This window comes from [Bacillus] selenitireducens MLS10 (genome assembly GCF_000093085.1).
Lineage (GTDB): Bacteria > Bacillota > Bacilli > Bacillales > Salisediminibacteriaceae > Salisediminibacterium > Salisediminibacterium selenitireducens.
In genome coordinates, this window is sequence record NC_014219.1 from 2,788,759 (window position 1) to 2,813,275 (window position 24,517).

At 47.0% G+C, this 24,517-nt stretch carries 24 protein-coding genes; 12 read left to right on the forward strand and 12 right to left on the reverse strand.

The window, feature by feature from the left end; all coding sequences use genetic code 11:
• Positions 1 to 6 precede the first annotated feature (6 nt).
• Together BSEL_RS13005 and queG are read right to left on the reverse strand one after the other, a co-directional pair.
• The gene (locus BSEL_RS13005) at positions 7 to 540 is read right to left on the reverse strand and encodes a methylated-DNA--[protein]-cysteine S-methyltransferase (protein WP_013173485.1); all 534 of its coding nucleotides are present in this window, start codon (positions 538 to 540) and stop codon (positions 7 to 9) included.
• Positions 527 to 1,720 (reverse strand): tRNA epoxyqueuosine(34) reductase QueG, encoded by a 1,194-nt coding sequence (gene queG, locus BSEL_RS13010; protein WP_013173486.1) that lies wholly within the window; start codon positions 1,718 to 1,720, stop codon positions 527 to 529. Before queG ends, BSEL_RS13005 begins: the two co-directional genes overlap by 14 nt.
• A 244-nt stretch (positions 1,721 to 1,964) precedes the next feature.
• Between queG and BSEL_RS13015 the strand changes: the two genes are divergently transcribed.
• A complete protein-coding gene (locus tag BSEL_RS13015; RefSeq protein ID WP_232970461.1) occupies positions 1,965 to 2,354 on the forward strand; it encodes a DUF302 domain-containing protein in 390 nt (129 codons plus the stop codon).
• 86 nt (positions 2,355 to 2,440) lie between these two features.
• Here BSEL_RS13015 and BSEL_RS13020 read toward each other — a convergent pair whose 3' ends face one another.
• Complete coding sequence (locus BSEL_RS13020; RefSeq protein WP_013173488.1) at positions 2,441 to 3,169, reverse strand: YebC/PmpR family DNA-binding transcriptional regulator; 729 nt, start codon at positions 3,167 to 3,169, stop codon at positions 2,441 to 2,443.
• Positions 3,170 to 3,245: 76 nt separating this feature from the next.
• On the reverse strand, positions 3,246 to 3,578 hold the full coding sequence (locus BSEL_RS13025) for a hypothetical protein (RefSeq protein WP_013173489.1): 333 nt from the start codon (positions 3,576 to 3,578) through the stop codon (positions 3,246 to 3,248).
• Between the two features lie 180 nt (positions 3,579 to 3,758).
• On the opposite strand from BSEL_RS13025, the gene BSEL_RS13030 reads away from it, so the two are divergent.
• Complete coding sequence (locus BSEL_RS13030) at positions 3,759 to 4,544, forward strand: alpha/beta fold hydrolase (protein WP_013173490.1); 786 nt, start codon at positions 3,759 to 3,761, stop codon at positions 4,542 to 4,544.
• Between the two features lie 26 nt (positions 4,545 to 4,570).
• On the opposite strand, the gene BSEL_RS18230 is transcribed toward BSEL_RS13030, so the two are convergent.
• Positions 4,571 to 5,296 (reverse strand): GntR family transcriptional regulator, encoded by a 726-nt coding sequence (locus tag BSEL_RS18230; RefSeq protein WP_013173491.1) that lies wholly within the window; start codon positions 5,294 to 5,296, stop codon positions 4,571 to 4,573.
• 207 nt (positions 5,297 to 5,503) lie between these two features.
• Here BSEL_RS18230 and BSEL_RS13040 point away from each other — a divergent pair, with 207 nt between their 5' ends.
• Positions 5,504 to 6,856: a 6-phospho-alpha-glucosidase gene (locus BSEL_RS13040; RefSeq protein ID WP_013173492.1), complete on the forward strand. Its 1,353-nt coding sequence runs from the start codon at positions 5,504 to 5,506 to the stop codon at positions 6,854 to 6,856.
• A gap of 100 nt (positions 6,857 to 6,956) precedes the next feature.
• Positions 6,957 to 8,510 carry a PTS transporter subunit EIIC gene (locus BSEL_RS13045; protein WP_013173493.1) on the forward strand — a complete coding sequence of 518 codons (1,554 nt, stop codon included), beginning with the start codon at positions 6,957 to 6,959 and terminating at the stop codon, positions 8,508 to 8,510.
• Positions 8,511 to 8,575: 65 nt separating this feature from the next.
• Here BSEL_RS13045 and BSEL_RS13050 read toward each other — a convergent pair whose 3' ends face one another.
• The 4 genes from BSEL_RS13050 to BSEL_RS17160 all read right to left on the reverse strand — a co-directional run bounded on the left by BSEL_RS13050 (position 8,576) and on the right by BSEL_RS17160 (position 11,807).
• Entirely contained in the window at positions 8,576 to 8,806 is a 231-nt protein-coding gene (locus tag BSEL_RS13050; protein ID WP_013173494.1) for a thioredoxin family protein, read from the reverse strand.
• Between the two features lie 32 nt (positions 8,807 to 8,838).
• Positions 8,839 to 9,861: a permease gene (locus BSEL_RS13055; RefSeq protein ID WP_013173495.1), complete on the reverse strand. Its 1,023-nt coding sequence runs from the start codon at positions 9,859 to 9,861 to the stop codon at positions 8,839 to 8,841.
• Positions 9,861 to 10,211, reverse strand: a complete 351-nt coding sequence (locus BSEL_RS13060) for an ArsR/SmtB family transcription factor (RefSeq protein ID WP_013173496.1) — start codon at positions 10,209 to 10,211, stop codon at positions 9,861 to 9,863. The genes BSEL_RS13055 and BSEL_RS13060 overlap by 1 nt, the downstream gene beginning before the upstream one ends.
• A 117-nt stretch (positions 10,212 to 10,328) precedes the next feature.
• Positions 10,329 to 11,807, reverse strand: coding sequence for a methyl-accepting chemotaxis protein (locus BSEL_RS17160; protein ID WP_013173497.1), 1,479 nt, complete (start codon positions 11,805 to 11,807; stop codon positions 10,329 to 10,331).
• 313 nt (positions 11,808 to 12,120) lie between these two features.
• On the opposite strand from BSEL_RS17160, the gene BSEL_RS13070 reads away from it, so the two are divergent.
• From BSEL_RS13070 to BSEL_RS13090, 5 genes are all read left to right on the forward strand, one after another.
• Positions 12,121 to 12,780, forward strand: a complete 660-nt coding sequence (locus tag BSEL_RS13070; RefSeq protein WP_013173498.1) for a lytic transglycosylase domain-containing protein — start codon at positions 12,121 to 12,123, stop codon at positions 12,778 to 12,780.
• 327 nt (positions 12,781 to 13,107) lie between these two features.
• Positions 13,108 to 13,764 (forward strand): vitamin K epoxide reductase family protein, encoded by a 657-nt coding sequence (locus BSEL_RS13075; RefSeq protein ID WP_013173499.1) that lies wholly within the window; start codon positions 13,108 to 13,110, stop codon positions 13,762 to 13,764.
• Between the two features lie 339 nt (positions 13,765 to 14,103).
• A complete protein-coding gene (locus tag BSEL_RS13080) occupies positions 14,104 to 14,853 on the forward strand; it encodes a glutamine ABC transporter substrate-binding protein (protein ID WP_013173500.1) in 750 nt (249 codons plus the stop codon).
• A gap of 110 nt (positions 14,854 to 14,963) precedes the next feature.
• Positions 14,964 to 15,635 carry an amino acid ABC transporter permease gene (locus BSEL_RS13085; RefSeq protein WP_013173501.1) on the forward strand — a complete coding sequence of 224 codons (672 nt, stop codon included), beginning with the start codon at positions 14,964 to 14,966 and terminating at the stop codon, positions 15,633 to 15,635.
• Entirely contained in the window at positions 15,635 to 16,357 is a 723-nt protein-coding gene (locus BSEL_RS13090) for an amino acid ABC transporter ATP-binding protein (protein ID WP_013173502.1), read from the forward strand. The genes BSEL_RS13085 and BSEL_RS13090 overlap by 1 nt, the downstream gene beginning before the upstream one ends.
• 106 nt (positions 16,358 to 16,463) lie before the next feature.
• Here the strand turns inward: BSEL_RS13090 and BSEL_RS13095 are convergent, their stop codons facing one another.
• Positions 16,464 to 16,688, reverse strand: coding sequence for a TrkA C-terminal domain-containing protein (locus BSEL_RS13095; protein WP_083769584.1), 225 nt, complete (start codon positions 16,686 to 16,688; stop codon positions 16,464 to 16,466).
• A 106-nt stretch (positions 16,689 to 16,794) separates the two neighbouring features.
• A complete protein-coding gene (locus BSEL_RS13100; protein WP_013173503.1) occupies positions 16,795 to 17,685 on the reverse strand; it encodes a GNAT family N-acetyltransferase in 891 nt (296 codons plus the stop codon).
• Between the two features lie 245 nt (positions 17,686 to 17,930).
• Between BSEL_RS13100 and BSEL_RS13105 the strand changes: the two genes are divergently transcribed.
• Both BSEL_RS13105 and BSEL_RS13110 read left to right on the forward strand, forming a co-directional pair.
• Positions 17,931 to 19,736 (forward strand): methyl-accepting chemotaxis protein, encoded by a 1,806-nt coding sequence (locus BSEL_RS13105; protein ID WP_013173504.1) that lies wholly within the window; start codon positions 17,931 to 17,933, stop codon positions 19,734 to 19,736.
• A gap of 67 nt (positions 19,737 to 19,803) precedes the next feature.
• Positions 19,804 to 20,418, forward strand: a complete 615-nt coding sequence (locus tag BSEL_RS13110) for a hypothetical protein (protein WP_013173505.1) — start codon at positions 19,804 to 19,806, stop codon at positions 20,416 to 20,418.
• A 79-nt stretch (positions 20,419 to 20,497) separates the two neighbouring features.
• Here the strand turns inward: BSEL_RS13110 and BSEL_RS13115 are convergent, their stop codons facing one another.
• Positions 20,498 to 22,540: a methyl-accepting chemotaxis protein gene (locus BSEL_RS13115; protein WP_013173506.1), complete on the reverse strand. Its 2,043-nt coding sequence runs from the start codon at positions 22,538 to 22,540 to the stop codon at positions 20,498 to 20,500.
• 401 nt (positions 22,541 to 22,941) lie between these two features.
• Between BSEL_RS13115 and BSEL_RS13120 the strand changes: the two genes are divergently transcribed.
• On the forward strand, positions 22,942 to 24,282 hold the full coding sequence (locus BSEL_RS13120) for an RNA-guided endonuclease InsQ/TnpB family protein (protein WP_013173507.1): 1,341 nt from the start codon (positions 22,942 to 22,944) through the stop codon (positions 24,280 to 24,282).
• The last annotated feature ends 235 nt before the right edge of the window (positions 24,283 to 24,517 follow it).

The window sequence follows — 24,517 nt, forward strand, 5'->3', positions numbered from 1 at the left end:
TCCGTTTCAACGCTTCGTCACGGTCTTGAGGCCTTCGAGGTCAAGAAGCTTCTCCTTTTTGTCGAGTCCGCCACCATAACCGACGAGTGACCCGTTCGAGCCGATCACACGATGACATGGGATAATCAAAGGTACCGGATTCTGATTGTTTGCCCCGCCGATCGCACGAACCGCTTTCGGCGCACCGATTTCGACTGCGATGTCTTTATATGATTTCGTTTTCCCATATGGAATCTGGTTCACTTTTTCCCAGACCAGCTTTTGAAACGGCGTTCCTTTCATATCAAGCGCCACATCAAACGAAGTCCGCTCGCCATTGAAATACTCTTCAAGCTGCGTTTTGACCGCTGTCAGTTCATCCTCATTCCAGACGAGTTCATCACGGATCTGTCTTGTCCTCAATTTGCGCCGGACATGACAGATCGTATCTTTTGAACTGCCAAATTCAATATAGCATAATCCCTTTTCACTTTTAACAAGGGTCAGATCACCCAACGGACTGTTCATTACACTGTACATCAATGCACTATTTTTCGGCATCTGAAGCAAGTCCTCCTTTTTCGTGTTCCTGCTTTACTAGACGATTGGCAGTGGGCAAATGTTTCATGATATCGTGAATTTCTTCTTGTACAATCTCAGATTCGTCATGCGAGAGCTGATTGATCAAGCGTTCCCTGGCGGAAGCGCCCGCAATTTCTGCCAGCGCCCATGCCGCTGTGGCACGGATTTCCGGACGGGGATCCCCATGCAGCACTTTCTCAATTTCCGGAAGCGCCGATTCATCTTTGAAGTTGGCAAGGCCTATGAGCGCATTGCGCTGAATTGGCTTTTTCCCCCGCCAGGACCCGGCCATACTTCCGTACGTCTCCTTGAACTGCCGGTTCGACATTTGCAGGAGCGGGATCAGTTTCGGCTTCACCTTCTCCGGATCGGGCTGCATCTCTTTGTGATGATCCGTGTGCTTGCCTTTATTCTCCGGACAGACGGTCTGACACGTGTCACAGCCGTACAGGCGATTCCCGATTTTTTTGCGGAATTCTTTTGGCAATACACCTTTTGTCTGCGTCAGGTAGGCTATGCAGCGCTGCGCATTCAGTTGACCGCCCTGCACCAGGGCACCGGTTGGACAGGCATCGATGCAGGCTGTACACGACCCGCACTGGTCTTCAAGGGGCTGATCCGGTTCAAGGTCAACGGTCATGATCATCTCACCGAGATACACGTAAGAGCCGAATTCAGGAGTAATCACCGCGCAGTTCTTCGCACTCCAGCCAATCCCCGCCCGCTCAGCCACAGCCCGGTCCGACAGTGCGCCTGTATCAACCATCAGTGCCGTCCTGATATCCGGATCGCATGCCTGAACAAAGCGTTCAAGTTCCTGAAGCTTTCTCCGGAGCACATGATGATAATCTTCTCCCCAGGATGCCCTGCAAAAGATGCCTCGCCGTTCTCCTTTTACAGAGCGCGGCGGATTTTTCATCTTTGACGGATATGCCATGGCAATCGACACAATTGTCTTCGCCGCAGGCAACAGCCTCTCGGGTTCGGTCCGCTCTTCAAGCGTCCCTTCTTCAAAACCGGACGCATAGCCTGCATCACTGCTCCTCCTGAGCCGTTCTTTCAACGTCACGAACGGGTCTGCGGAGGCAAATCCGATTTTATCAATACCGATTTCCTTGCTGTATTCAATCATACGCTGTTTTAACATTTGTCTGTTCATCTTGATAATCACTCTCATTTTCTCATTCATCAAAAAAACAGTGCCTCCAAATCCTGCACCCAAGGCGTTATCCATCCTGTTGAGGGCCATTCATTCGAAACACTGCGACGGTCAGTTTTCTTTTGTATCAGTTATTCATACCTGCATCTTACTATACGTGAAAGGGAGCGTCAAACTGGTGCAAACGCTCCCATTATATGTTACGATCATAGGTGCAGGAAAAAAACCATTCACAGGAGGAACGATGATGACATTCGATTATACCGTATCAAGTGACAAACCAATCGAAACACTGCTGACTGATTTAGAGGCTTCCTTAAAAGACATTCAGTTTGGCGTTCTATGGCCGTTTAACGTAAAAGAAACGTTGCAAAACAAAGGCCAAGATTTCGATCAGGACTATTATATTTATGAAGTGTGCAATCCTCCGCTCGCAAAAAAGCTCCTCGACCGTTCCAATCTGGCAGGTGCCTTTCTCCCGTGTAAGCTTGTGATCTACGAGAGCGGCGACAAACGCTACATTACGCTGCCGAAACCGACAAAACAGTTTACCATGCTTGACGATCCGGAGATTCATCAGCTTGCAGAAGAAATTGAGGTAAAACTGATCGACGCCCTTCATAAAACCGTCTGATCAAATGACATACTATGACAAAACGCCAGACAACCCCCGCTGAATTCATGACGGGATTGCCTGGCGTTTTTTCGTTTTTTTGTTTATCAACCGTTCTCATCGGCCATATTCACATTATGATAGACCTGCTGGACGTCATCAAGCTCCTCAAGCGCGTCCACCAGTTTATCAAACTGCAGCTTCGCCTCGGGTTGCAAGGTCACTTCGGTCTGTGGCAGCATTTCAATTTCAGCGACGGAAAATGCGTTCACACCTGCATTGATCAAGGCCGACTGCACAGCATGAAATTCCTCCGGCTCCGTATAAAGAATGACCTGATCCTCTTCTTCAAGGATATCCCGAGCATCGAGATCTGCCTCCATCAGCCATTCCATGACGTCTTCCGAAGACACGCCCTGAACACCGATGATCGCTGTCTGATCAAACATGTAGGTGACCGAACCGCTTACGCCCATATTGCCTCCGTTCTTGCCAAAGGCTGCCCTGACTTCACTGGCAGTGCGGTTGACGTTGTTCGTCAAAGCCTCGACGATGATCATGGATCCGTCTGGCCCAAATCCCTCATAGCGGAGTTCATCAAAATTCTCTTCTCCGCCGCCTTTCGCTTTATCAATCGCCTTATCGATAATATGCTTGGGCACATTGTACGTCTTCGCCTGTTCAAGTACAAATTTCAGCTGCTGGTTCGCCTCGGGATCCGGCTCCCCCTGTTTGGCCACCTGATAAATTTTCCTTCCGAATTTCGCATAAATCCGGCTGACATTTTTATCTCTCGCAGCCTTTTTTTCTTTGATATTACTCCATTTCCGTCCCATTCTCTTCACCTCTTATCGATTTTCAACAAAATGTATTATACGCTACTTCGACAGAAAATGCCCGGTAATCCGGCAGTCAGCGGATCGTTTTGACGAATTTCCACTGTTGCTTCAACGGATCATTGGGCTGGTTTGTTTTTTTGATCAGACCAGCTTCTTCGATATAAGTCAGGTAAGTCTCGATTTCCTTCGCGTCGATTTTACCATTGAAGACATTGGCGGCCATCTCTTCCGTTGATGCAGGCTTCCCCTTTTTTTCTTCTCTTAAATATAAAAGCAGCTTGACCCGCTTTTTCTGCCTTGCCTCTTCTTTATACTTGCCGGTAAAGAGTTTCTTGATCGGATCTGCAGCAAATACACCCAGCGTCATCCCGAACAATACCAGAATCAGATCATAAAACATCTGCATCCGCTCCCCTGCTCATTCCTTTACACAGTATAGCAAAACGTTCACAGTCTTGAAACAAAACATCGACAGTCATGTCAAAAAAAAGTACGAAACAAAGGGGAGTAACGGACAGTTATTGCTTTCAAATTAAAATCGTTTGCTTTATACTGATGAACAGAAAGCCCGAAAGGATGAACAGTTATGCTTCATTATAAGACTTTCCTGCACGACACCAGCACCGAATGGGTGACATTCGTCCATGGAGCAGGCGGAAATTCGGCCACCTGGTACAAACAAGTGAAAGCCTATCGGCAGAATTTCAATGTATTGCTCGTTGATCTCCGCGGTCACGGCAAATCCCAATCCATCAAATGGTCCAAAAACGACAGCTTCAAAGACATCGCCACCGATATCAAACTCGTGCTTGACGCCGAACAGATCGGCAAAACCCACATGGTCGGCATCTCCCTCGGCACGATCATCATCCAGACATTCAGTCAGCTTTATCCACAGCGGCTGGCTTCCATGATTCTCGGCGGCGCCGTCGTCAGGCTGAATATGAGAACCAAATTTTTAATCTCTGTCGGAAATATGACCAAACACGTCATACCCTACATGTGGCTCTATAAATTATTCGCCTGGATCATCATGCCAAAAAGCAACCATCTCGAATCGCGCCTCGCGTTCGTCACACAGGCAAAAAAAATGTACCAAAAAGAGTTTATCCGCTGGTTTAAACTGACAAGAGCGATCGACCCTTTCCTGGCACGCCTTCAGCGAAACTTTAACGGAATACCCACTTTGTTCGTCATGGGAGACGAGGACTACCTGTTCTTGCCTCCCGTTGAAGAAGTGATCCGCACAGGGGAAGGGCTCTCACTCGAAATCGTCCCTGATTCTGGGCATGTCTGTAATATTGATCAGGCAGACTACTTTAACACCACAACAATCAATTATATCAAGAACCTCGCAGCCAAACAGCGATGAGCAGGATTCCCTGCCCATCGCTGTTTTTATCTGCGTGTCCGCGTCGCATTGATTGTGAATTTGTATTCATCACTCTTGAAATATAAATGCGTCAGTTCAAATACCCGGCCGTCTTCAAGTTTCGTTGACAGCGTCACTTTCAGGATCGGCTGAGAGAGGTCATGCAATTCAAGTAACTCCCGGGTTTCATCTGACGGCATAATCGGGATGACTTCCTGAAAGCTTTCACCGATTGTCAAGCCAAGCTTTTTTTCGATGTATTCATATTTGGAGTTTTCTGCGACCTGATAACTGAGATCCGGAAACAGCTTCAAAGGCATATAGGTCTCTTCCACGACAAGAGGGACACCATCGGCGAAACGCTGCCTGACAATCACATAGACTTTCTCACCTTCCCCGATCTCAAGAATTTGGGCCGTCTGTTCATCCGGGGTAACCACTTCAAACCGTAACACTTTATTTTTTGTCTCTTTATTCAGTGCCCGCATCTCTTCAGTGAATCCGGTCAGTTCATAGATGTTATGTTCAAATTTATTTTCTTTAACATACGTACCGCTTCCCTGAACCCGGTACAATAATCCTTCCTGCACGAGCAGTTTAATTGCCTGCCTGATGGTAACCCTGCTCGCCTCGAATTGATCTGAAAGCTTTGCTTCTGTTGGAATCGCATCCCCCTCCTGCCAATCCCCGCGTTGAATATTTCCTTTCATTTCTTTAGCAATCAGCTGATATCTCGGCGCTTGACCCCTCATGGTTCTTCTCCCCTTCCACATACGTCATCAGTCTGTCAATGTAATCATAAATGCGCTGATCACGAATCCTTATCCTCCTCATGACTATAACATATAGAAGACAATTTTGATTTATCAAAGAAAACTGTTGACGCTTTCATCTTTTTGTATTATATTTGTATCAATTGATAATTAATATGATTTTAATACAAATTGGAGGCGTTACGAATGAAAAAGCAAAATCTCGTCATCACAGGTGGAGGAAGTACGTACACGATCGGAATGATTATGAGTCTTATCGAAGAAAAAGCACAGTTTCCATTAAAGTCCATCACTTTCTATGATACGGATGGCGCCCGCCAGGAACAGATTGCTAAGGCATGCAATGTCATTCTTCGGGAAAAATACCCGGAACTCGAGTCCTTCTCCTGGACTACTGACAAACAGGAAGCCTACGAAAACGCTGATTTTGTCTTTGTGCAAATTCGTACCGGAGGCCTCGCAATGCGTGAACAGGACGAGAAAATCCCTCTGCAGTACGGCTGCGTCGGACAGGAAACGTGCGGACCGGGCGGAATGGCGTACGGGTTTCGCTCCATCGGCGATATGATCGACGTCGTCAACGATATTCGTCACTACGCGCCGGATGCGTGGATTTTGAATTATACAAACCCTGCAGCAATTGTTGCAGAAGCGCTGCGTCGTGAATTTCCGGATGATCATAAAATCCTGAACATTTGTGACATGCCGGCTGCGATTATGGTCAGCTACGCAAAGATTCTTGGAAAAGAAATTTGGGATCTCGTTCCTGAATACTTCGGTCTGAATCACTTTGGCTGGTTCACAGATATTTATGACAAAGAGGGGAACCGTCTGACGGATCAAATCAAGCGCACGATTACAGAAGACGGCTTTATCCCTGAAGACTCTGAGATCGTCAACGACCCATCCTGGATCAAAACATTCAAACAGGTGGAGACGATGCTGAATCACTTCCCGGAATATTTGCCAAACACGTATCTGCAGTACTATCTCTATCCATCAGATATGGTTGAAAAAGAAGACATCAGCAATACACGCGCCCGACAGGTCATAAACGGTCGCCAAAAGCGCGTTCACACCATGAGTGATCAGATTATCGCTGACGATTCAACCGAGAACGTTGAACTCGAAGTCGACATTCACGGGCGTTATATGATTCGGGTGGCAGCGTCGCTCGCTTATAATCTCGGCGAGACGTATATCGTAATCGTAGAGAATAACGGCATCATTTCAAATCTCCAGGATGATGCAATGGTTGAAGTCCCTGCCGCATTGACAAGCAGAGGTCCGAAACCATTTGCCGTAGGCGAGATCCAAACCTTCTATAAAGGGATGATTGAAGGGCAGCTCGCTTTCGAAAAACTCGTTGTCGATGCCTGGTTTGAACAGAGCTATGACAAACTGATGCAGGCACTCACCCTGAATCGCACGATCGTTGACGCTCCGGTTGCAAAAAAGATTCTCGATGACCTGATCGAAGCGAACAAAGACTACTGGCCAGCACTTTATACTGAAAAAAAAAAAAAGGCTCAGCGATAAACAACGTGCCTGAAGAAAGAGGCGGCTATCATCACCGCCTTTTTCTAAACAGAATATATGATAACGTTTTCGATTACACAAAGAGAAATGAGGGAAAACCATGAATTTTGCATCGCTTCAAAAGTTCGGAAAGTCACTGATGGTGCCTGTGGCACTCCTCCCTGCAGCAGGGATTCTGCTTGGGATCGGCGCTGCTTTAACGGGGCCACTCGCAGACTTTGTCACGATTTTACAGAACGATACAGTCGAAGCAATCAGTGACGCCATGCTTCAACTTGGGTTGACCATTTTTGAGAATCTGCCGATCATCTTCGCAATCGGGGTCGCAATCGGACTTTCCGGCGGTTCCGGGATCGCAGGACTCGCCGCTCTCCTCGGTTACATTATGATGAATACTACCATCTCAATTGCTATGGGAATCACGCCGGAAATGGCGGCAGAAGGTGGCGAATATGCGCTCGCCCTCGGGATCCCGACACTTGAAACAGGTGTACTCGGCGGGATTATCGTCGGTCTTGTCGCCGTATGGGTCCACAACCGCTTCAAACGTTTTCAGCCGCCTGAAGTATTGGGCTTTTTTGCCGGAGACCGTTCAGTCGGTATCGTTATGGTCTTCGTTTCCATTGCTCTCGCGTTCGGTGTTATGATCATTTGGCCACCGATTCAGACCGGTATTGATGCGGTCGCAAACGTCATTGCTTCGGATACAACCAACCCGCTCTATATCGGACTTTACGGTTTTCTTGAACGACTTCTGATTCCAACCGGGCTCCACCACATCTGGTACGCACCTTTTCTGTGGACAGGTCTCGGCGGTACTGTTCAAGTTGGAGGATCCATGGTTTCCGGAGACCAGTTTATTTTCCTCGCACAGGTTGCTGAAGGTGTCGATGTTACAGCCGGACGTTTCATGGCCGGGAAATTCCCAGTTATCATGTTTGGGCTTCTCGGAGCCGCTTTGGCTATGTACAAGGCTGCAGATAAAGAGAACCGCCCAGTCGTCAAGGGGCTTCTGATTGCCGCGGCCGGTACAGCTTTCCTGACAGGGATCACAGAACCGATCGAATTTACATTCCTGTTTGTTGCACCGCTTCTGTTCGTCGTACACGCATTACTTGCAGGGGTCAGTTTCGCAGTTGCCTTTATGCTGAACGTCAATTTGGGATGGGCAGGCGGCTCAGGATTCATTGATTTCATCCTCGTGAATGCGATCCCGGGTACGAACAATTGGTGGATGAATCTCGTCATGGGTGCCGTATTCTTTGTCATCTACTATTATCTGTTCTCCTTTGCCATCAAAAAGTGGAACCTCGCCACCCCGGGTCGAGCGGGTCAGGAAAACAAACTGTACACCCGTAAAGACTTCAATGAAAAGAAAGAAAAAGGCGAAGGCGGAAACGACGACGGAAATTCAGATAAGAAGGAGTACCAGCTCGTCGCCGCGCGTATTTTGGATGCGCTTGGTGGAGAAGAAAATATTGATCACGTTGACGCATGTTTCACCAGACTTCGTGTAACGGTCAAAGACGTGGAAGGAATCGATGAACCTGAACTAAAAGCACTCGGTGCTGCAGGTGTAATGAAATATCAAAACAACATTCAGGCCATTTTCGGTGGAAAATCCGACCTCTACAAAATGAAATTCTCGATTTAATGGAAGAAGACAAAAGCTGATAGTTAAGCGCCGCGGGTTCAGACAACCCGCGGCGCTTCTTGTCATTATGACAACAGTTTTTTCAGTTCTTTGACGGTCAATACTTTACCTGTTGCTTTTACCTCACCGTCGATCACGAGTCCTGGTGTCTTAAATACGCCGTACTCAATAATCTGATCCAGTTCTTCCACCTTCGACACTTCTGCATCAATCCCAAGCTCCTGAACCGCTTCTTTTGTCCGTTCCTCAAGTCGCTTGCACTTTGTGCATCCTGTTCCGAGTACTTCAATTTTCATTTCATCCGCCTCCAATCATTTTTTTGCACATTTTAGAAAAATAACCAACCCGTAATGAGTGCCATCACTGCCGACAACGCCGTCACCATACTAATGTAAGCCAAGGTCTTTTTCACGCCCATGACCTTCCCGACAATCAGCATGTTCGGCAGACTCATGGACGGCCCTGCCAATAACAATGCCAGCGCAGGTCCTTTCGCCATCCCAAGATCAAGAAAGCTTTGAACAATCGGGACCTCCGTCAGAGTCGCAAAATACATAAATGCGCCAAATACCGATGCCAAGAGCGTCGCTGAAAGGGTGTTTTCTCCAGCCACCTGCCCCATAAACGTCTCCGGAATCAGTACGGTAATCACACCGGCAATAAAGATCCCGACGATAAACAGCGGCACGATTTTTTTGACAAGGTCATAGGTCTCCAAACACCAGTCCCACAATTCATCGCGGTCAAAAAAGAGCACCAGCTGCACGATGAGAATCAGAAAGGCTCCCGCCGTCACATAAGGCAGATTCATTCCTGCAAGCAGCATCACCAGGAGCGTAAGGAAAAAGAGCATATTTTGCCAAAGCGGCCGCTCACTCTCTTCCTGCATGTCAAAAATCCGACTGTTTTTTTCATCGGCTTTCTCTTCCCTGTGAAAGAGAAGATGCATCAGGATCCCGATAAGGACTGCAAGAATCATCGCCGTAACAACACGACTGATGCCGAGCCCCATCCCTAAAAAGCTGAACGTAAACGTAATTGCGAGCACATTGATCGCGGGTCCGGCAAACAAAAAGGTTACCGCAGGCCCGATTCCGGCCCCTTTCTTCCATATACTTGCAAACATCGGCAGAACCGAACACGAGCAAACCGTCAGTATCACACCGGAAACCGATGCCATGGTAAATGAGGTGGATTTCTTCGCATCAGGGCCGAAGTACTTTAACACAACGCCCTGAGACATAAACTGAGCAATGGCACCGGAAATAAAGAAAACGATTGTCAAGGTGACGATACGGGGCAAGGTCAGATAATCGAGAAGGAATTGCCAGCCTGCCTGGAGGATCTCCATTATTCACCACACCCCTTCAGCCACTGTCTCACCTGATCAGCGTCCATAAACAGACTGTACATCGTATACTTACCCTCTCGACGCGAAGCGATCAGACCGGCCTTTTCAAGGATATTTACATGATGCGTAATCGTCGACGGTGCACCATCGAGTGCATCGAGAAGCTCACATTTACAGCAATCCCGTTCAAGGATCATCGCAAGCATCATGAGACGCTGCGGATCGCCAAGAGCCTTATAGACGTTCGCAGATCGCTGAACATCTTCACGGAGCCCCGGGTGTTGTTCTTTCAAACGGCTAAGCAGCTGCCTGCTCTCCGACTGATTGAGTATGATCATTTGTTTGCTCATCGGATCACCTTCTTTCTTCCTTCATCTTATCATATAAAACTATAAAACTAGTTATGTAATTATGATGATTCTGTGACAAACAGAAACTCCCCCGCAAATACGGAGGAGTCCCCGGTGCTATTCAGATTCGTGAAGCAATGATTTAACGTCGGCTTCCGTCTCATTTAACATCTCTTCGATCGATGTGTTCCTTGTATTCAGGCTTTCAACAGAAGCATTGATCTCTTCAAGACTTGCTGAAGCCTCTTCAATAATCGCAGCAAGGTCTCCTGTAGCGCCTTCTACCTGTTCGGACTGTAACACAACATCACGGCTGTGCGCAGAAAAGGTTTCGAATACCGCTTCAATCTTTGCTACTGCCGCACTCAGTTCATTGAAATACCCGTTGACGGCTTTCGTTTTCTCGACATTGGATGACAGCATGTCCGTATTTTCGTTCATTTTATTCAAAGCTGCCTCGTTTGTTGCCGTCACATCCTTCAAGTTGCTCGTAATCTTTTCTGCAGAGCGGTTTGACGATTCAGCGAGTTTTCTGATTTCGTCAGCCACGACAGAGAATCCTTTCCCCGCCTCCCCGGCCCTGGCTGCTTCTATGGACGCATTGAGTGCGAGGAGATTGGTCTGTTCACTGATCTGAATAATCTCATTGGAGAAGGTGTTCGTCTCCTGAATCTTCCCTGACAGTTCATGAAACAATGCACTGAGTTGTGATACATGACGGCGAAAGGTCTCCATTTGATCGGTCAATTCAAGTGATTCGTCTTTTCCCTGATTGGCACTGCTCTTCATCTGATCAAATTCGCGCTTCAGGCTGTCACTGCGCGTCATGACCTCACCCATCTTTTCCCTTGTTTCTCTCGCATGTTCCGAGATTGAAGTTATTTTCTCCGTTTGTTCCATACTGCCAGTTGTCACATCATTCACTGCATCTGTCATTTCCGACTGCGATTGAATATTTTCCTGAATCCGTTCGCTGATCGAGATAAACTGGAGGCCCATCCGGTTGACTTTTTCCTGAAAACGGACTTGGCGTTTTTCTTTCACCTGTTGATCTTCTTCAGCCTGCTCAAGAAACCGGATCAGTTCCGCAAACTGTTTGTTGTTTAAATGGATCAGCACATAGGCGAGGAGTGCAATCAGAAAATAAAGAAGCAAAACGGACGGAAAATATTCTGCGAGCACTTCCTGATACATCGTCGTCTCAAACGTATTCAGACCAATGCCAATCCCCCCGAGCAGAAAACCGATCAGGAAAAGTGATCTGTACATATGAACCGTCGCAAGAATCAGTAAAAAGAAAAACATGATCGTGACTTCGAGACCGCCTCCTGTCACATAAATCACCGTGTAAGCAAACAGGGCCGTTGATAAAATCAAAAGATAAGGAAACCACCCCTCTTTGTTTACTGCAAATTTCAGGATCACGAACAGAGCTGTCACAATCAGGAGCTGGATCCCGTATAACCAGGCTTTAACTGCATCTTCCACAACGATATTCAGCACCAGTCCACTCGCAAGTGAAATCGCAAGTGCCGTGATCGTCAACACATTTTTCTTCTGTAAATCGCTAAGCATCATATCCTGCACACTGTTCATTTCCAATCCCCCCTGTACGTTGTTAACACGCAATACCTATGTCCCTTTCTGCTCGATTGAACAGACATAACTCAACGGCCACCCCCCCAAACAATAAATCATTGTTCATTTTACACGAATCTGATAAATGATCCTATACTTGGTGACTTTTACATAAATACGATTACACAAAACCCATTTATTTCTATACACTCTTGAATGATCTTGCGATTATTTCCCGGGGAATGTAAAACGTCCTTCAGAAGGATTGCACCGGGCGTTAAAGCGGACTATACTGAAGGGCGAACGCAATGCGAATGGGAGAGAACGCACATTGAAAAAACGTTTTGTCATCAGTTCAGGTATGACCATCTTGCTGTTTATTATCTTCTTGACAGGCGCCTTGTTCCTGATCGCCTCTTTTGAACCGACTCCTGACGAAGAGATCTCAGAGGAACCGGTAAGGCGCATTGCTCCTCATGAAATACCTGAAGCATTTATTCCTGTTTATCAGGATGCGGAAGAAGCATACGGTGTTCCCTGGCGTCTCCTTGCTGCCGTTCACCGCGTCGAAACCATTTTCTCCACGATGGATCCTTTAATCAGTCCTGCCGGAGCAGAAGGCCATCTTCAATTCATGCCCTGCACCTGGACAGGCTGGTCTCATCCGACCTGTGGCGAGCTGGGACTCGGTGAGATCACCGACGACGAAAAAACCGATCCGTCTGCAATCAGCCGCTATGGCGGATACGGTGTGGATGCCACGGATAACGGTGTAGCAGACCCCTTTGACCTTCACGATGCCATTTTCAGTGCAGCAAACTATCTGGCCATTGCCGGAGCTGCAGAGGGCAGGCTTGAAGAGGCCGTGTTTGATTACAACCGGGCTGACTGGTATGTCAGTGAAGTCCTCCACTTCTATTCGATATACAACCAAGGGTATAACATCATTGACCTTGAAGAAGAAGGGATCGACACCCAACATACCCCCTGACCCTTAAAAGTGATCCTGTGATACTCCGCAGAAAAGGTACCCTTACGGGTATCTTTTCTTCTGTTGAGAAAGAGTTTCTTCATATGAATTCCCATTTCGAAAAAGAAAAAAGGACATCATTTCCCCTTGTATCAGTCCCCAAAGGATCTTCCCATCAAATTTCAGCATCCCACAAACCCTTATCAATCAAGACTTTTTCAAGTTTTCAATGGTACCAAACGTAACTGTATTAAAAAATTTGTAAAACCTGTTGACATACCAATCGGGGTATATTATACTTCACTTATACCCAATGGGGTATAAAACATTTACTTGGAGGGTTTACACATGAAAGATATGGCTCTTAACGGAACTGAACGTTTTGAAGATCAGGCACAACAAGAAGAATCAACGGAGACTGCCTACTCATACGGTACTAGCGTACCGAAAATATTTGGACTCTTTACTGCAGTTGCAGCAATCGGCTGGGCTGTCAGCGTATTTTTAACCGGCATTCACTTTTGGGCACTGCCACTTCCGGCATCCTTTGATCCGACCGGTACACCATGGCAGGTTATGACCAGTGAATATGCCTACATCATGGGCATTCCCCTCGCATTGCTTGGTGCTGTTTATTACCTGACTGTATTACTGATGTCCGGTCTCTGGTTCCAGACACGTGCGCCACTGATTCTTAAACTGTTAACACCTGTTACAATTATCGGTGTAATGTCATCTGCCGTATTTGTTTATCTGCAACTGTTTGTCATCGAAGCAATCTGTCCGTTCTGTATGGTATCTGCCGCATCAACTACCGTTCTTTTACTTCTTGAATATATTATGATTAAGAAAAGCAGCCTGCCATCTTTAACAAAACTCATTCCGACTGCAAAGACGACGTTTAATAAGAAGGGTGTTACGTGGATGGGTCTGATGTTTGTTGCAGCTGCCCTCCCGATCCTTGTGTTCTGGATCACGACTATCATGCCATTTCCGGGAAGCTGATCAACCATTCTTCATCTGTAAGATCAAAACGCCTGAGCCGATGAGCGGCTCAGGCGTTTTTTGTTTTAAACACACCCAACAAACATTCACAATCGGATTGTTAAATTCTTTTACAACTTTATTGTATAAAAATAATTATTGCAATATTTTAAATCTTGTATCCTTAGTCAAACCTCATGATCACACACCTTTAAACGCTGTTATAACAAGGTTTCATCACAACCCCAGAAATCGGAACATTCATTTAACTGATATTTTTCTGATATTTCTTCTTGCTTTACATTTCAGATTATGTATAATAATTCATAACAACAAACAAATTAAAGGGGCGATTTTCACATGAAGAAATTGGCTGGATTAACGATTGGTTCTGGATTACTCATGCTTGCAGCTTGCGGAGACGACAGTGACATGCCGACGTATACCGTGGCGACTGACTCAAGCTATGTGCCGTTTGAGTTCCTGGATACCGAGACCGGTGAAATGGTCGGTTTTGACATTGACCTCATCAACGAGATTGCCGATCGCGTCGGTTTTGAGATTGATCTCGAAGTTGTGGAATTCGACGGGATTGTTTCCGGAATGGGAACCGGCCGATACGACATCGGGATTGCAGGAATGACGATTACTGAAGAACGCGCCGAGAACTTTGATTTCTCTGATCCTTACTATGATGCGGGTCTGATCCTGGCCGTCAGGGCAGACGATGATGAGATTCAATCCATCGATGACGTGGATGGACGCCCTGTTGCAACACGCGCAGCGACGACCAGTGAGACCTATCTGATGGAGAACACAGACGCAGAAGTCCGCACCTTCCCTGAGATTGTCAATGCCTATCAGGATCTTGTCGCGGGCCGTGTTGATGCGGTGATCTATGACGTGCCAAACGTTCTTTACTACATTGACAATGAGGCCATCGGAGAAATGAGGGCTGTCGGCGATACATTGACCGGTGAACAGTACGGCATTGCCTTCCCTCAAGGTTCCGAACTGGTGGATGAGGTCAACGCTGCTTTGGCAGAGATGATGGAAGATGGAACATACGGAGACATTTACGAAGAATGGTTCGGTGAGCGTCCGGAGTAAATCATCCGCCTGAAAGAATGAACCGATAAGGACCAGCGCAACCAATCCCTTTGGCGAACGCTGGTCCTTTTCTCCCTCGCATTGGGAAGTGAATTTTAGGAGGCTGAATCATGTTTGAAAACATCGTGGAATTATTTACAAGTGAACACTACAGTAACGCCCTTCCGTTTATTTGGAGAGGTTTGCAGCTTACCCTGCTCGTCACATTAACGGGCGTGTTTTTCGGCTTTATTATCGGAAGCCTGGTGGGACTTGCCCGCCTGTCAAAGAGCAAGATTCTCTATGCGATCGCGACGGTCTATATCGAAACGATCCGGGGTACCCCGATCCTTGTTCAGGCATTATTTCTTTACTTTGCTGTTTCCGACGTGTTTAACATTAACTTTAACGCCGTCACAGCCGGTATAATTGCCATTGCCATCAACGCAGGGGCCTATATTGCCGAGATTGTCCGCGGTGGCGTCGAGTCCATTGACAAAGGCCAATTTGAAGCAGGCCGGTCGATGGGGATGAACGGTACGCAGACGATGCGTTACATCATCTGGCCTCAGGCATTTAAAAGGATGATCCCGCCTCTCGGCAACCAGTTCATCATCAGCTTGAAAGATACGTCGATTTTTGCCATTATATCATTAAACGAAGTCACCTATCTGATGCGGCAGTACGTCAGTTCAACAGGTGATCCATTCGTCCCTTACATCATGCTCAGTATGGCGTATCTCGTCATTACGATCCCATCCATGCTGATCCTGAGACGAATTGAAAGGAGATTGGATGTCTGATGATCAAAGTTACCGATCTACACAAGTCCTTTGGAAAAAATGAAGTATTAAAAGGCATCAATGCCGAGGTCGCCGCACAGGAAGTTGTCTGCGTCATCGGACCTTCAGGTTCCGGAAAGAGCACCTTCCTCCGCTGTTTGAATATGCTTGAGGAGATTACATCAGGAGATGTGCAGATTACCGGTGAGAGCCTGACCGACCCGAAAGTGGATATTAACAAACTCCGCTCAAAAGTGGGCATGGTATTTCAGCATTTCAACCTGTTCCCTCATATGACTGTATTGAGAAATGTTACGCTCGGTCCGACCATTGTCAAACAGGAGTCAGCGGAAGTCGCTAAAGAGAAAGCCCTGCAACTCCTTGAAAAAGTCGGTCTGTCTGATAAAGCCGACGATTATCCCGGCAGCCTCTCCGGCGGTCAGAAGCAGCGCGTGGCGATTGCCCGGGCACTGGCCATGAATCCGGAGGTCATGCTCTTCGATGAACCGACGTCCGCCCTTGACCCTGAACTCGTCGGGGATGTCCTGAATGTCATGAAAGACCTTGCAAAAGAAGGCATGACCATGGTCGTTGTCACCCACGAAATGGGCTTTGCTAGAGAAATGGGTGACCGGGTCATTTTCATGGATGAAGGGGTCATTATGGAAGAAGGCGACCCTGAACAGATTTTCGACAACCCGGAACATCCGAGAACTCAATCGTTTTTAAGTAAACTGTTGTAACCCTTGATAACAGTACGTATGCAGAATCTTTTCAAGTGTTTTCAATTGAGCCCACAATTATCAAAAACGTGTCCCCTTCCTTATCAACAAGGCAGGGGACACGTTTTTAATCATCCGCATTTTCACTCAACAGTTTCATCAGCTGCTTTTCATTCTTCTTCGAAGTCATCATGTACAGGATGTCATTTTCTTTTAACGCCGTTTCCCCTGAAGGGGTGATGAGATCCTCATCCCGAATAATGGCATTGACTAAAACACCTTTTGGGAAGTCTATTTCCATCAATGTCTTTCCTTCCACTAACGTATTCTTCTTCACCTGGTATTCCACCATTTCGACATTGGTTTTTCCAACTGAAATCAGTTCAAACGTATGGAAAGGAACCGTTTTTTCAGGGCCTGTAAGACCAAGCGATGAACGTGATAAACGCAGTACCTGTTTAACTGCTCTTTGAATGAACCTTTGCCGGCTGAAGCTTGTTCACCGCTTCATGCAACACCCAGATCTGCGAGGTGTTAAACGGGTGGTCCTGAGGCAGTTTATGGGCATGATCTTTCGGAAGATCAAGCCAGACGTAGACGACATCCGAAACTTCCTCCTGATGAAGCACCTGCCCCTGTCTCACGGTCTCCCAGAGACCCGGTTGTTCAAAGTAGTCATCCCAAGGATAGATAACCTGCTGGTAATGATACTTCTTCATATCTTTCTTGAGAATCATATACCTGGATGCGTCAGAATTCTCGAAGAAGCGCCATTCGTTCAAAAGTTCATCATCAAACAGCTCCGGTGTTGCCGGGAACGGGTAATAGCACTGCAGGGGAAACGGTTTCTGGCTGTGCACATACGTCGCATTCAGCCACGCTTTCTTCTCCTCAAGATCAAAAATCTCGTTCCACACGGTACCTGACTCCCCAAGCCCTGTCACATCAGACGCAATGGCCGCGTGCTGCGGCAAGATCGGGTAAGCATTAATTTTCTCCAGGACACGCATGGCGGGTCCGTTGTATTCCTCTGTGTTCGCCCCAATCCATTTCACGGAAGGATCCTTCTTCGCAAGCTCAAGAACACGGATCAGAACGTCGGTACCGACATTCTTTCCTCTGACATACTGACTCGTCCTGAGCCGGCCGAGCATGGCATACTGGCCGGCAAACAGGGTGTAGCCCGCAGTTGCGATCAAATCGTCTCCCTCGAAGAGACCGAACAATTTGTTATTCTGTGATGATATCCGCTCATAAAAGCGGGCGATATAGTCATCCTCAATCCCTGTCGGCATCGACTTGTATACGTTAAGATCCTCCACGTGCAGCTGCCTCATCCACCGTTTCATCGTCAACACATCCTTCATTCAAAATTCCAACTTCTATTATAATGCGGTTCAGATGAAATTTCACGCGGGACCTCTTATCATAGGTCGAAATCGTTTTAGATAATTGATACGATAAACAGTACTTTTTCTCCTTTATTCCTGATTATAACCCGAATTTATCCATAATCACTTTGACATAACAGCGCTTTCGTCATATAATTAACGAAACCGATTTCGTTATATTCTTTTACATGGAGGTTGTTTCAATGCTACATAAATTTCAAAGTCTTACCTGGAAATATGCATCCGTCTTTCTCATTACCGTCCTGTTATTCCTCCTCTCTTCCTTTGCCGTTCACCTGCTTTTGAGTGATACGGAAGCGGAAGTCACTTCATTAAACGAAACAGGAGATCATATTCAGGTCCTCTCTGAAATGGAACTGTTGACGCAGGAGCAGTATTTAATGCTGAGTCAGTTTATGGTAAACCCATTGAGTTCCACGCCCCGTCTTTTTGAAGACACAAACGACGACTTCCAATCATTGGCAACTCTCATCGAAGATCAGCTTGATATCGAAGAAGCAGCGCTCCTTCTCGAGACAGCCGTCACTCATCAGGAAGAGATTGTCTTCGCTTTCCGGAATTATGCCGATATGTCCGCTGATCAGCAGACAGAACGGACACACCAGCGTATTCTTGAAGACGCCGGATCCGCCTATCAGACGAGCGCTTTTGCCTTTGGAGAGCTGCGTAACATTCTGAACACAGAAGCCGATCAGGCCGCCGAGTCCGCATCCGCAAGTTTTGCCCGGACCACTCAGCTCCTCTTTGTCAGTATCGCCATATCCATCACAGTCGGGATATTGATCCTGCTTGTCGTGAACCGTAAAACACAGAAAGAATTAAAAGGAATTCTTCATTTCAGTGAACGGATCGCAAAAGGAGATCTGACAGGCAAGCCGCTGTCTCTTAAGGGCGACGGGGAATTTGCCAAAATCGCCACCTCTTTGAATCTCATGAAGGACAGCCTCGATACAATCCTTGATGATCTGTCGGTTGTCTCCACAAGCATCACCGGAAAGAGCGGAGAACTCGATGAGACTGCGCATTTTCTCGATAATGAAAGCAAAGTCGTGTCAGACCGGCTCCATGAGCTGATCGCAACTGTGGAAGAACAATCCGCTTCGTTGACAGAAATTGCCGAGACGAACAACGGTTTTAACCAACGTATCCGGGATATTGAAGGCGCCAGTGAAGAGATGAAAGCCTCTTCCGACCATGTATCCGAAAGTACGAGAGGCGGAATATCACTGATGAGAGAATCCGTCTCACGGATGGAAGTGATCAGCCATGACGTCGATCAGTCCACCTCCAAAGTGGATGCCCTCATGAAACAGGCAGATAACATGATGACTTTTACCGCCACCATTAACAAAATTGCCGAGAAGACGAATCTGCTTGCACTGAATGCGTCCATTGAGGCAGCCAGAGCCGGAGAGTACGGCAAAGGGTTCGCGGTCGTCGCAGAAGAGATCCGCATCCTGTCTTCTGATGTCAACACGACGATCGGGGAGATGAATCAGCTCATCGAAGACTTTCAATCCGAAGCTCTCGCCATCGCCCAGGAACTGAAGGATTCGAGTCAGAACACACATGAAGAGCAGCAACAGATGGAGACCAATATCGCACAGCTCGGGGAGATCGAAGACCTGATGAAGGACCTCGTCGCAAAAATTGATCAGTCCACGTCAAGCCTCTCGACAATGGCGAAAGAAAGCGCCGAGATCAATCAGTCTCTTGAAGAACTGACCACACTGTCATCGAAAACCAATGACTACATCGATGAAGCGAGTGAATCTGTCTCGGATCAGAACCACATGATCAATCGGATGAATGATCATACCGGTAATCTGAATGAAAACGCCGCATCCTTAAAAGAAACCATGAATCGTTTTCGTGTGCAGACCGACGGGGAACCGGAAGCTGAAGTCACTCAAAAGACGCCTGCAAAGGCGACAAAACGCAAAATGGCAATGCCGAAATGGCTGAAGCGTCTGAAACGGTCCGCCTGATCTTGTAACGAAATAGAGGAAATCCCGTCTGTACAGACAGAACGTTTTACAGAAAGGCGGGGTTCCATTGTTCAAAATACTACTTACGTCAATTGTTATGGTATCTGTCCTGTTTCTGCGTCCGGATACGGCCGCTGCGGAAGAAGACTTTGAAGATGGCGTAGACCCTAACCATACCGACGTCAGAGAAGCGATTCAGGCGTACGTGGACGAGGAGCTCTCTGACAGCTTTGCAAGCATGTACATCGACCGCGACGAGCGTGAACTCGGCGTGCTTGTTTTTCAGTTCACCGAGATGCCTGATGATTCGCATATTGACGCGATGCATGCTCTGACAGACGATGATGCGGTTCTCGATATCCGGGAAGTCGATATGACAGAACAGGAGCTTCAATCCATTCAGTCAGACATTGATGCAGACGGCTTTTCCCGCGATGGCTTTTCGATCACGCATACGGCAACGATGATTCAGAACGGGACTGTCGAAGTCGGGATTAACCCTTATACAGACGAACATGCGGATGCTCTTTACGATCAGTATGACGCTGACACCATTACCATTGTCGAAGGACAGGAAGCGACCGTTGACAGCGGTGAACCGGATGTCGACGAACATGCGGTGCAAGAAGAGCGACACGATCTGTTTCAACGCATCCTCGACTGGTTTCGCAATTTGTTCTGATCAATGAATGATCAACACGCACAAATCCCCTGCAGCCGATGACCGGATGCAGGGGATTCTTTTGTTTGGCATGGGATGATCATTCCACAGAGAACTGCTTAACGAGTTTATCGAGTTCTTCACCGGAAAGCTGAAGGTTCTCGGCGGATTCTGCAATCGTGCGGATCGCACGGATCTGTTCTTCACTTGAAGCATTGACCTCTTCAGAGGCTGCCGCACTCTCTTCAAGAATCGCAGCGATATGGCTGACCGCTTCAACGACCTGGCTTTTGTAGCCGTCGATGCCTTCGATATCTTTCGCCATGTTGCGGATTGCCTCTGCCATCCGCTCATTTTCTGAAGAAATGGATCCGAATGCCTGTATCGTATCCTCCGATACTTTTAACTGTTCATCAGACGTCTCTCTCGACGTTACGATCCAGTTCTCCACTTCCTTTGTATCTGCCTGCAGCTTCGTGATCGAGTCACTGATGTTCTGCGCCGATGATGAGGACTCTTCGGCAAGCTTTCGGACTTCATCAGCCACAACGGCGAAACCTTTTCCATGTTCACCGGCCCGGGCTGCTTCAATCGACGCATTCAAAGCAAGGAGATTCGTCTGTTCGGAAATCGAACTGATGGTTCCGGTGATGCTGCCGATCTGTTCCATCTGACCCGCGAGATTCCGGATGACCTCTTCCACCGACTGAACCATCTCCGCAGATCGTGCGGACTTTTCCTTCAATTGCCCCATTTGCTGCATTCCGGACTCATTGAGCTCCTGAACCGTCTCAGAATACTGACTGAGCTGATTGGTCTGATCCACAAGGCCAGTCAGTTCTTCGGCCAGTGAGAGTGTGGCGGCATTCGTCTGTTCTGCGTGTCCGGCAGCTTCGTTTGTTCCTTTCGCCATCTCATCGATGGATCGGCTAATTTCTTCACCTGTTGCGGTCGTCTCCTCAGATACCGCACTCAGCTGCTCGGACGCTTCAGACACGGTATGGACGGATGACCGGACCGATTTGACCACGTCACGGAGACTGGTCACCATGTCGTTGAAATTCACCGTCAACTGCCCGATCTCATCATTCGTTCGCGGTTCGATATGAACAGCCAGATTTCCGGATGCCACTTCGCCCACCTGTTCACTTAACAGCTTCACAGGCGTCGTCAGTTTCTTCGAGAAGACCGTTGCTGAAACGAGGAACAATGAAATAATCACAATGGACAGAATCGCCATCTGGATCAAAAGGCCGTTCAGTGTCGCATAGGCCTCACTGTCAGGAATCACAAGTCCCAGGGTCCAGTCCATCCTCGGCAAGTGCTCATAATAGACCGACACCTCATCACCTTCATACGTCATCCGCGTCACACCGGATGAGGAATCACTCAGAACGGCGGAGAGTCCACTGAAATCCTCGTCCTCCGACAGCCTCAAATCAAGACTGTTGGCAACATGCGGATGCACGAGAAATTCTTCATCCGGTCCAATCAGCATTCCCGCTCCGTCATAGCCCGTATCGATGGTACGAACCATCTCCTGAAGCTGACCGATATCGATATCACTCGAAATCACACCCATAGCCTGACCCGATGCATCTGTCATCGGCACGCTTGTCGTAATGAGCGTCGTATCGAGCCCTTCGTCAAAGTACGGCTCGGTCCAGACCACTTCTCCTGACTCAAGTCCCGCCAGATACCACTCCTGTGAATGAAAATCATAGGCAGGATCCTCATATTCATCCGTAAAGAAAACCTCTTCTCCGTCTTTATACCCGTAAGGCCCGACGTATTCCGATTCACCGTCATACATAAATGGTTCAAACCAGACCCCCATGCCGAACGTTTCATCATTTAACCGTAGCATGTCTTCGATCAGGGTCTCCATATCCCCTCTGTCAAGAACCGGACCCACGTTTGCCGACACACTGCCTAAGGACTCACCCAAGAGCTGATGACTGTTCAGCCTCGCGTCCATTTCATTGATGATTTCATTGGACAAGTGTCCCATTTTACCTTCAATCTGATTTTCGAGTTCTGCTTTTGCGAACGTATAATTGAAATAAGACAACGTCACGATCGCCACAACGACCAGTGCGACGAAAATCATAATTTTTGTCTGTATGCTTCCTGCTTTTTTCAAGGGGATTCCTCCTAAAGTCGATTTCATCTGCGTTCTTATTATCGACATCTTTCGACATTTTTTCAAGAGGGTTTATACAACATTTACAATTTATTTATCTTTTTTCTCATGCTCCTGTGCAAATCCCATAAAAAACGTTCAGGACCATGGACAGAGGCATGGTCCTGAACGTTTATCATCACTAGGCAAGAAGACTCCATCTGATTCGCGATACGGGCGAAGCCCAGCGATTCAGGTGGAGATGAATTGCCATCAGTCTTACGACTGATAGGTTTTTTAAAAGAAAGAACAAGCGTTCGGAATTATATCTAGCTTCTATTTTTGTTGAATGGTATATTAAGTGGTATAGAAGTAAAAAATTAAAAACAATCCATTCGAGGTCGGCAAAGGAGGTGACACAAATGGCTAGGAAAAAACCGGTTAAAGTGTTACGCAGGAAAAAGAAAACAGCCAATATGCAACGGTTCACCCAAAAACAGAACATTGGTCGCAGTACCCTTGGTGCTAGAGAGTTTCGACTTCTGCAACGCATGTCTCATAGTTCCAAGGCTTTGCGAAATGTAGGCTTATATACGATTAAACAAAAGTATTTAAACGAAAACAAAATGGCAACAACAAAAGAAATAGACAGCGCAATGAAGGCCGATATGAACTATTGGGGCATTCAATCCAACTCCGTACAAGCGGTTCGAAGAACCTTGCTCAGCGATGTAAAGAGCTTCTTCGAAGCGTTAAAGAAGTGGAAAGAAAACCCTGTAGGCTTCACAGGTCGTCCGAAATTTCCAAATTATTCTCTTTCCACGGCTAAACGCGTCATCGAAATCTATCAAGTCCCCAAAGTGGATAAGGATGGATATTGGACCATTCCAATGAACGCTGATTTCAGGAAACGTTTTGGCCCCTTGAAGTTGCGAATGCCGAAGAATTTGATGGATAAAAAGATTCCTTACATTGAAATCGTACCAAAGCAAAACGGTCGGTTCTTTGAGGCTCACTATGTATATGAAGTTCCAGTGTCTCAAATGAAGAAACAAAAAACGACAACAAAAGCTTTGAGTTGCGATTTAGGTGTAGATTATCTTCTCAGTTGTGCAACAAATCAAGGAGACGCCTTTTTGGTTAACGGAAAGAGGTTAAAATCCATCAACCAGTACTTCAACAAAAAGATAAGTCAATTAAAACAAAAAAACATCGGAAACGGCTTGTCGAAACGCATCGTGACGAATCAAATGGCTTCCCTTTGGCGTAAACGAAATCTCCAAATAGACGGCTATCTTTCACAAACCGTAGGTTTGTTGTTCAAACAAATAAAACGACTGAACGTCGATACTGTGGTAATCGGTTATAATGCCGGTTGGAAGCAAGAATCAGGTTTGGGGAAGAAAACCAATCAAGAGTTCGTACAAATTCCTTTCCACAGATTGATTTCGGCTATCGAGAATAAGTGTCTCAAGGAAGGCATCCGTTTCGTTAAGCAAGAGGAAAGTTACACGTCTAAATCCAGTTTTCTGGATAATGACGATATTCCGGTTTGGATAAAAGGCGACGACACAAGATATTCCTTTAGCGGGAAACGCCTATATCGGGGCTTCTATCGCTGCGAAAACGGACAATGCATCCACGCCGACATTAATGCAGCATTAAATATCCTTCGGAAATCTCAAGTAGTCGAATGGGATGAAAAAACACAAATAAAAACGCCCATGATCATGGACGTTCAAAAACGTAAAGCTGTTGCTTAGCGCATAGCCTAGTGGGTGCGTCAATCATCCAAGTGTACTCAACTTTCGTTGGGGCTTGTAGCACACGCCAGCTATATGCTAAGTGGTGGCTTCTTCCGTAAGGAAGAACTGCTCTTCTTCGGAAGGGTGGTGCAAGTGGGAAAGCGATAGTACGTCGCCAGTACCAACCAAAAACAGTGATTTGAGAAGAACCATGCAGAGCGTCAATCTTTGCAAGAAAAGACCTGCATGGCTA

Excerpts from the sequence above, each read along its gene's own strand:
- BSEL_RS13005 (WP_013173485.1), bottom strand. The coding sequence starts at position 540 with ATGCCGAAAAATAGTGCATTGATGTACAGTGTAATGAACAGTCCGTTG.
- queG (WP_013173486.1), bottom strand. The coding sequence starts at position 1,720 with ATGAACAGACAAATGTTAAAACAGCGTATGATTGAATACAGCAAGGAA.
- BSEL_RS13015 (WP_232970461.1), top strand. The coding sequence starts at position 1,965 with ATGATGACATTCGATTATACCGTATCAAGTGACAAACCAATCGAAACA.
- BSEL_RS13020 (WP_013173488.1), bottom strand. The coding sequence starts at position 3,169 with ATGGGACGGAAATGGAGTAATATCAAAGAAAAAAAGGCTGCGAGAGAT.
- BSEL_RS13025 (WP_013173489.1), bottom strand. The coding sequence starts at position 3,578 with ATGCAGATGTTTTATGATCTGATTCTGGTATTGTTCGGGATGACGCTG.
- BSEL_RS13030 (WP_013173490.1), top strand. The coding sequence starts at position 3,759 with ATGCTTCATTATAAGACTTTCCTGCACGACACCAGCACCGAATGGGTG.
- BSEL_RS18230 (WP_013173491.1), bottom strand. The coding sequence starts at position 5,296 with ATGAGGGGTCAAGCGCCGAGATATCAGCTGATTGCTAAAGAAATGAAA.
- BSEL_RS13040 (WP_013173492.1), top strand. The coding sequence starts at position 5,504 with ATGAAAAAGCAAAATCTCGTCATCACAGGTGGAGGAAGTACGTACACG.
- BSEL_RS13045 (WP_013173493.1), top strand. The coding sequence starts at position 6,957 with ATGAATTTTGCATCGCTTCAAAAGTTCGGAAAGTCACTGATGGTGCCT.
- BSEL_RS13050 (WP_013173494.1), bottom strand. The coding sequence starts at position 8,806 with ATGAAAATTGAAGTACTCGGAACAGGATGCACAAAGTGCAAGCGACTT.
- BSEL_RS13055 (WP_013173495.1), bottom strand. The coding sequence starts at position 9,861 with ATGGAGATCCTCCAGGCAGGCTGGCAATTCCTTCTCGATTATCTGACC.
- BSEL_RS13060 (WP_013173496.1), bottom strand. The coding sequence starts at position 10,211 with ATGAGCAAACAAATGATCATACTCAATCAGTCGGAGAGCAGGCAGCTG.
- BSEL_RS17160 (WP_013173497.1), bottom strand. The coding sequence starts at position 11,807 with ATGAACAGTGTGCAGGATATGATGCTTAGCGATTTACAGAAGAAAAAT.
- BSEL_RS13075 (WP_013173499.1), top strand. The coding sequence starts at position 13,108 with ATGAAAGATATGGCTCTTAACGGAACTGAACGTTTTGAAGATCAGGCA.
- BSEL_RS13080 (WP_013173500.1), top strand. The coding sequence starts at position 14,104 with ATGAAGAAATTGGCTGGATTAACGATTGGTTCTGGATTACTCATGCTT.
- BSEL_RS13085 (WP_013173501.1), top strand. The coding sequence starts at position 14,964 with ATGTTTGAAAACATCGTGGAATTATTTACAAGTGAACACTACAGTAAC.
- BSEL_RS13090 (WP_013173502.1), top strand. The coding sequence starts at position 15,635 with ATGATCAAAGTTACCGATCTACACAAGTCCTTTGGAAAAAATGAAGTA.
- BSEL_RS13095 (WP_083769584.1), bottom strand. The coding sequence starts at position 16,688 with ATGGTGGAATACCAGGTGAAGAAGAATACGTTAGTGGAAGGAAAGACA.
- BSEL_RS13100 (WP_013173503.1), bottom strand. The coding sequence starts at position 17,685 with ATGAAACGGTGGATGAGGCAGCTGCACGTGGAGGATCTTAACGTATAC.
- BSEL_RS13105 (WP_013173504.1), top strand. The coding sequence starts at position 17,931 with ATGCTACATAAATTTCAAAGTCTTACCTGGAAATATGCATCCGTCTTT.
- BSEL_RS13120 (WP_013173507.1), top strand. The coding sequence starts at position 22,942 with ATGGCTAGGAAAAAACCGGTTAAAGTGTTACGCAGGAAAAAGAAAACA.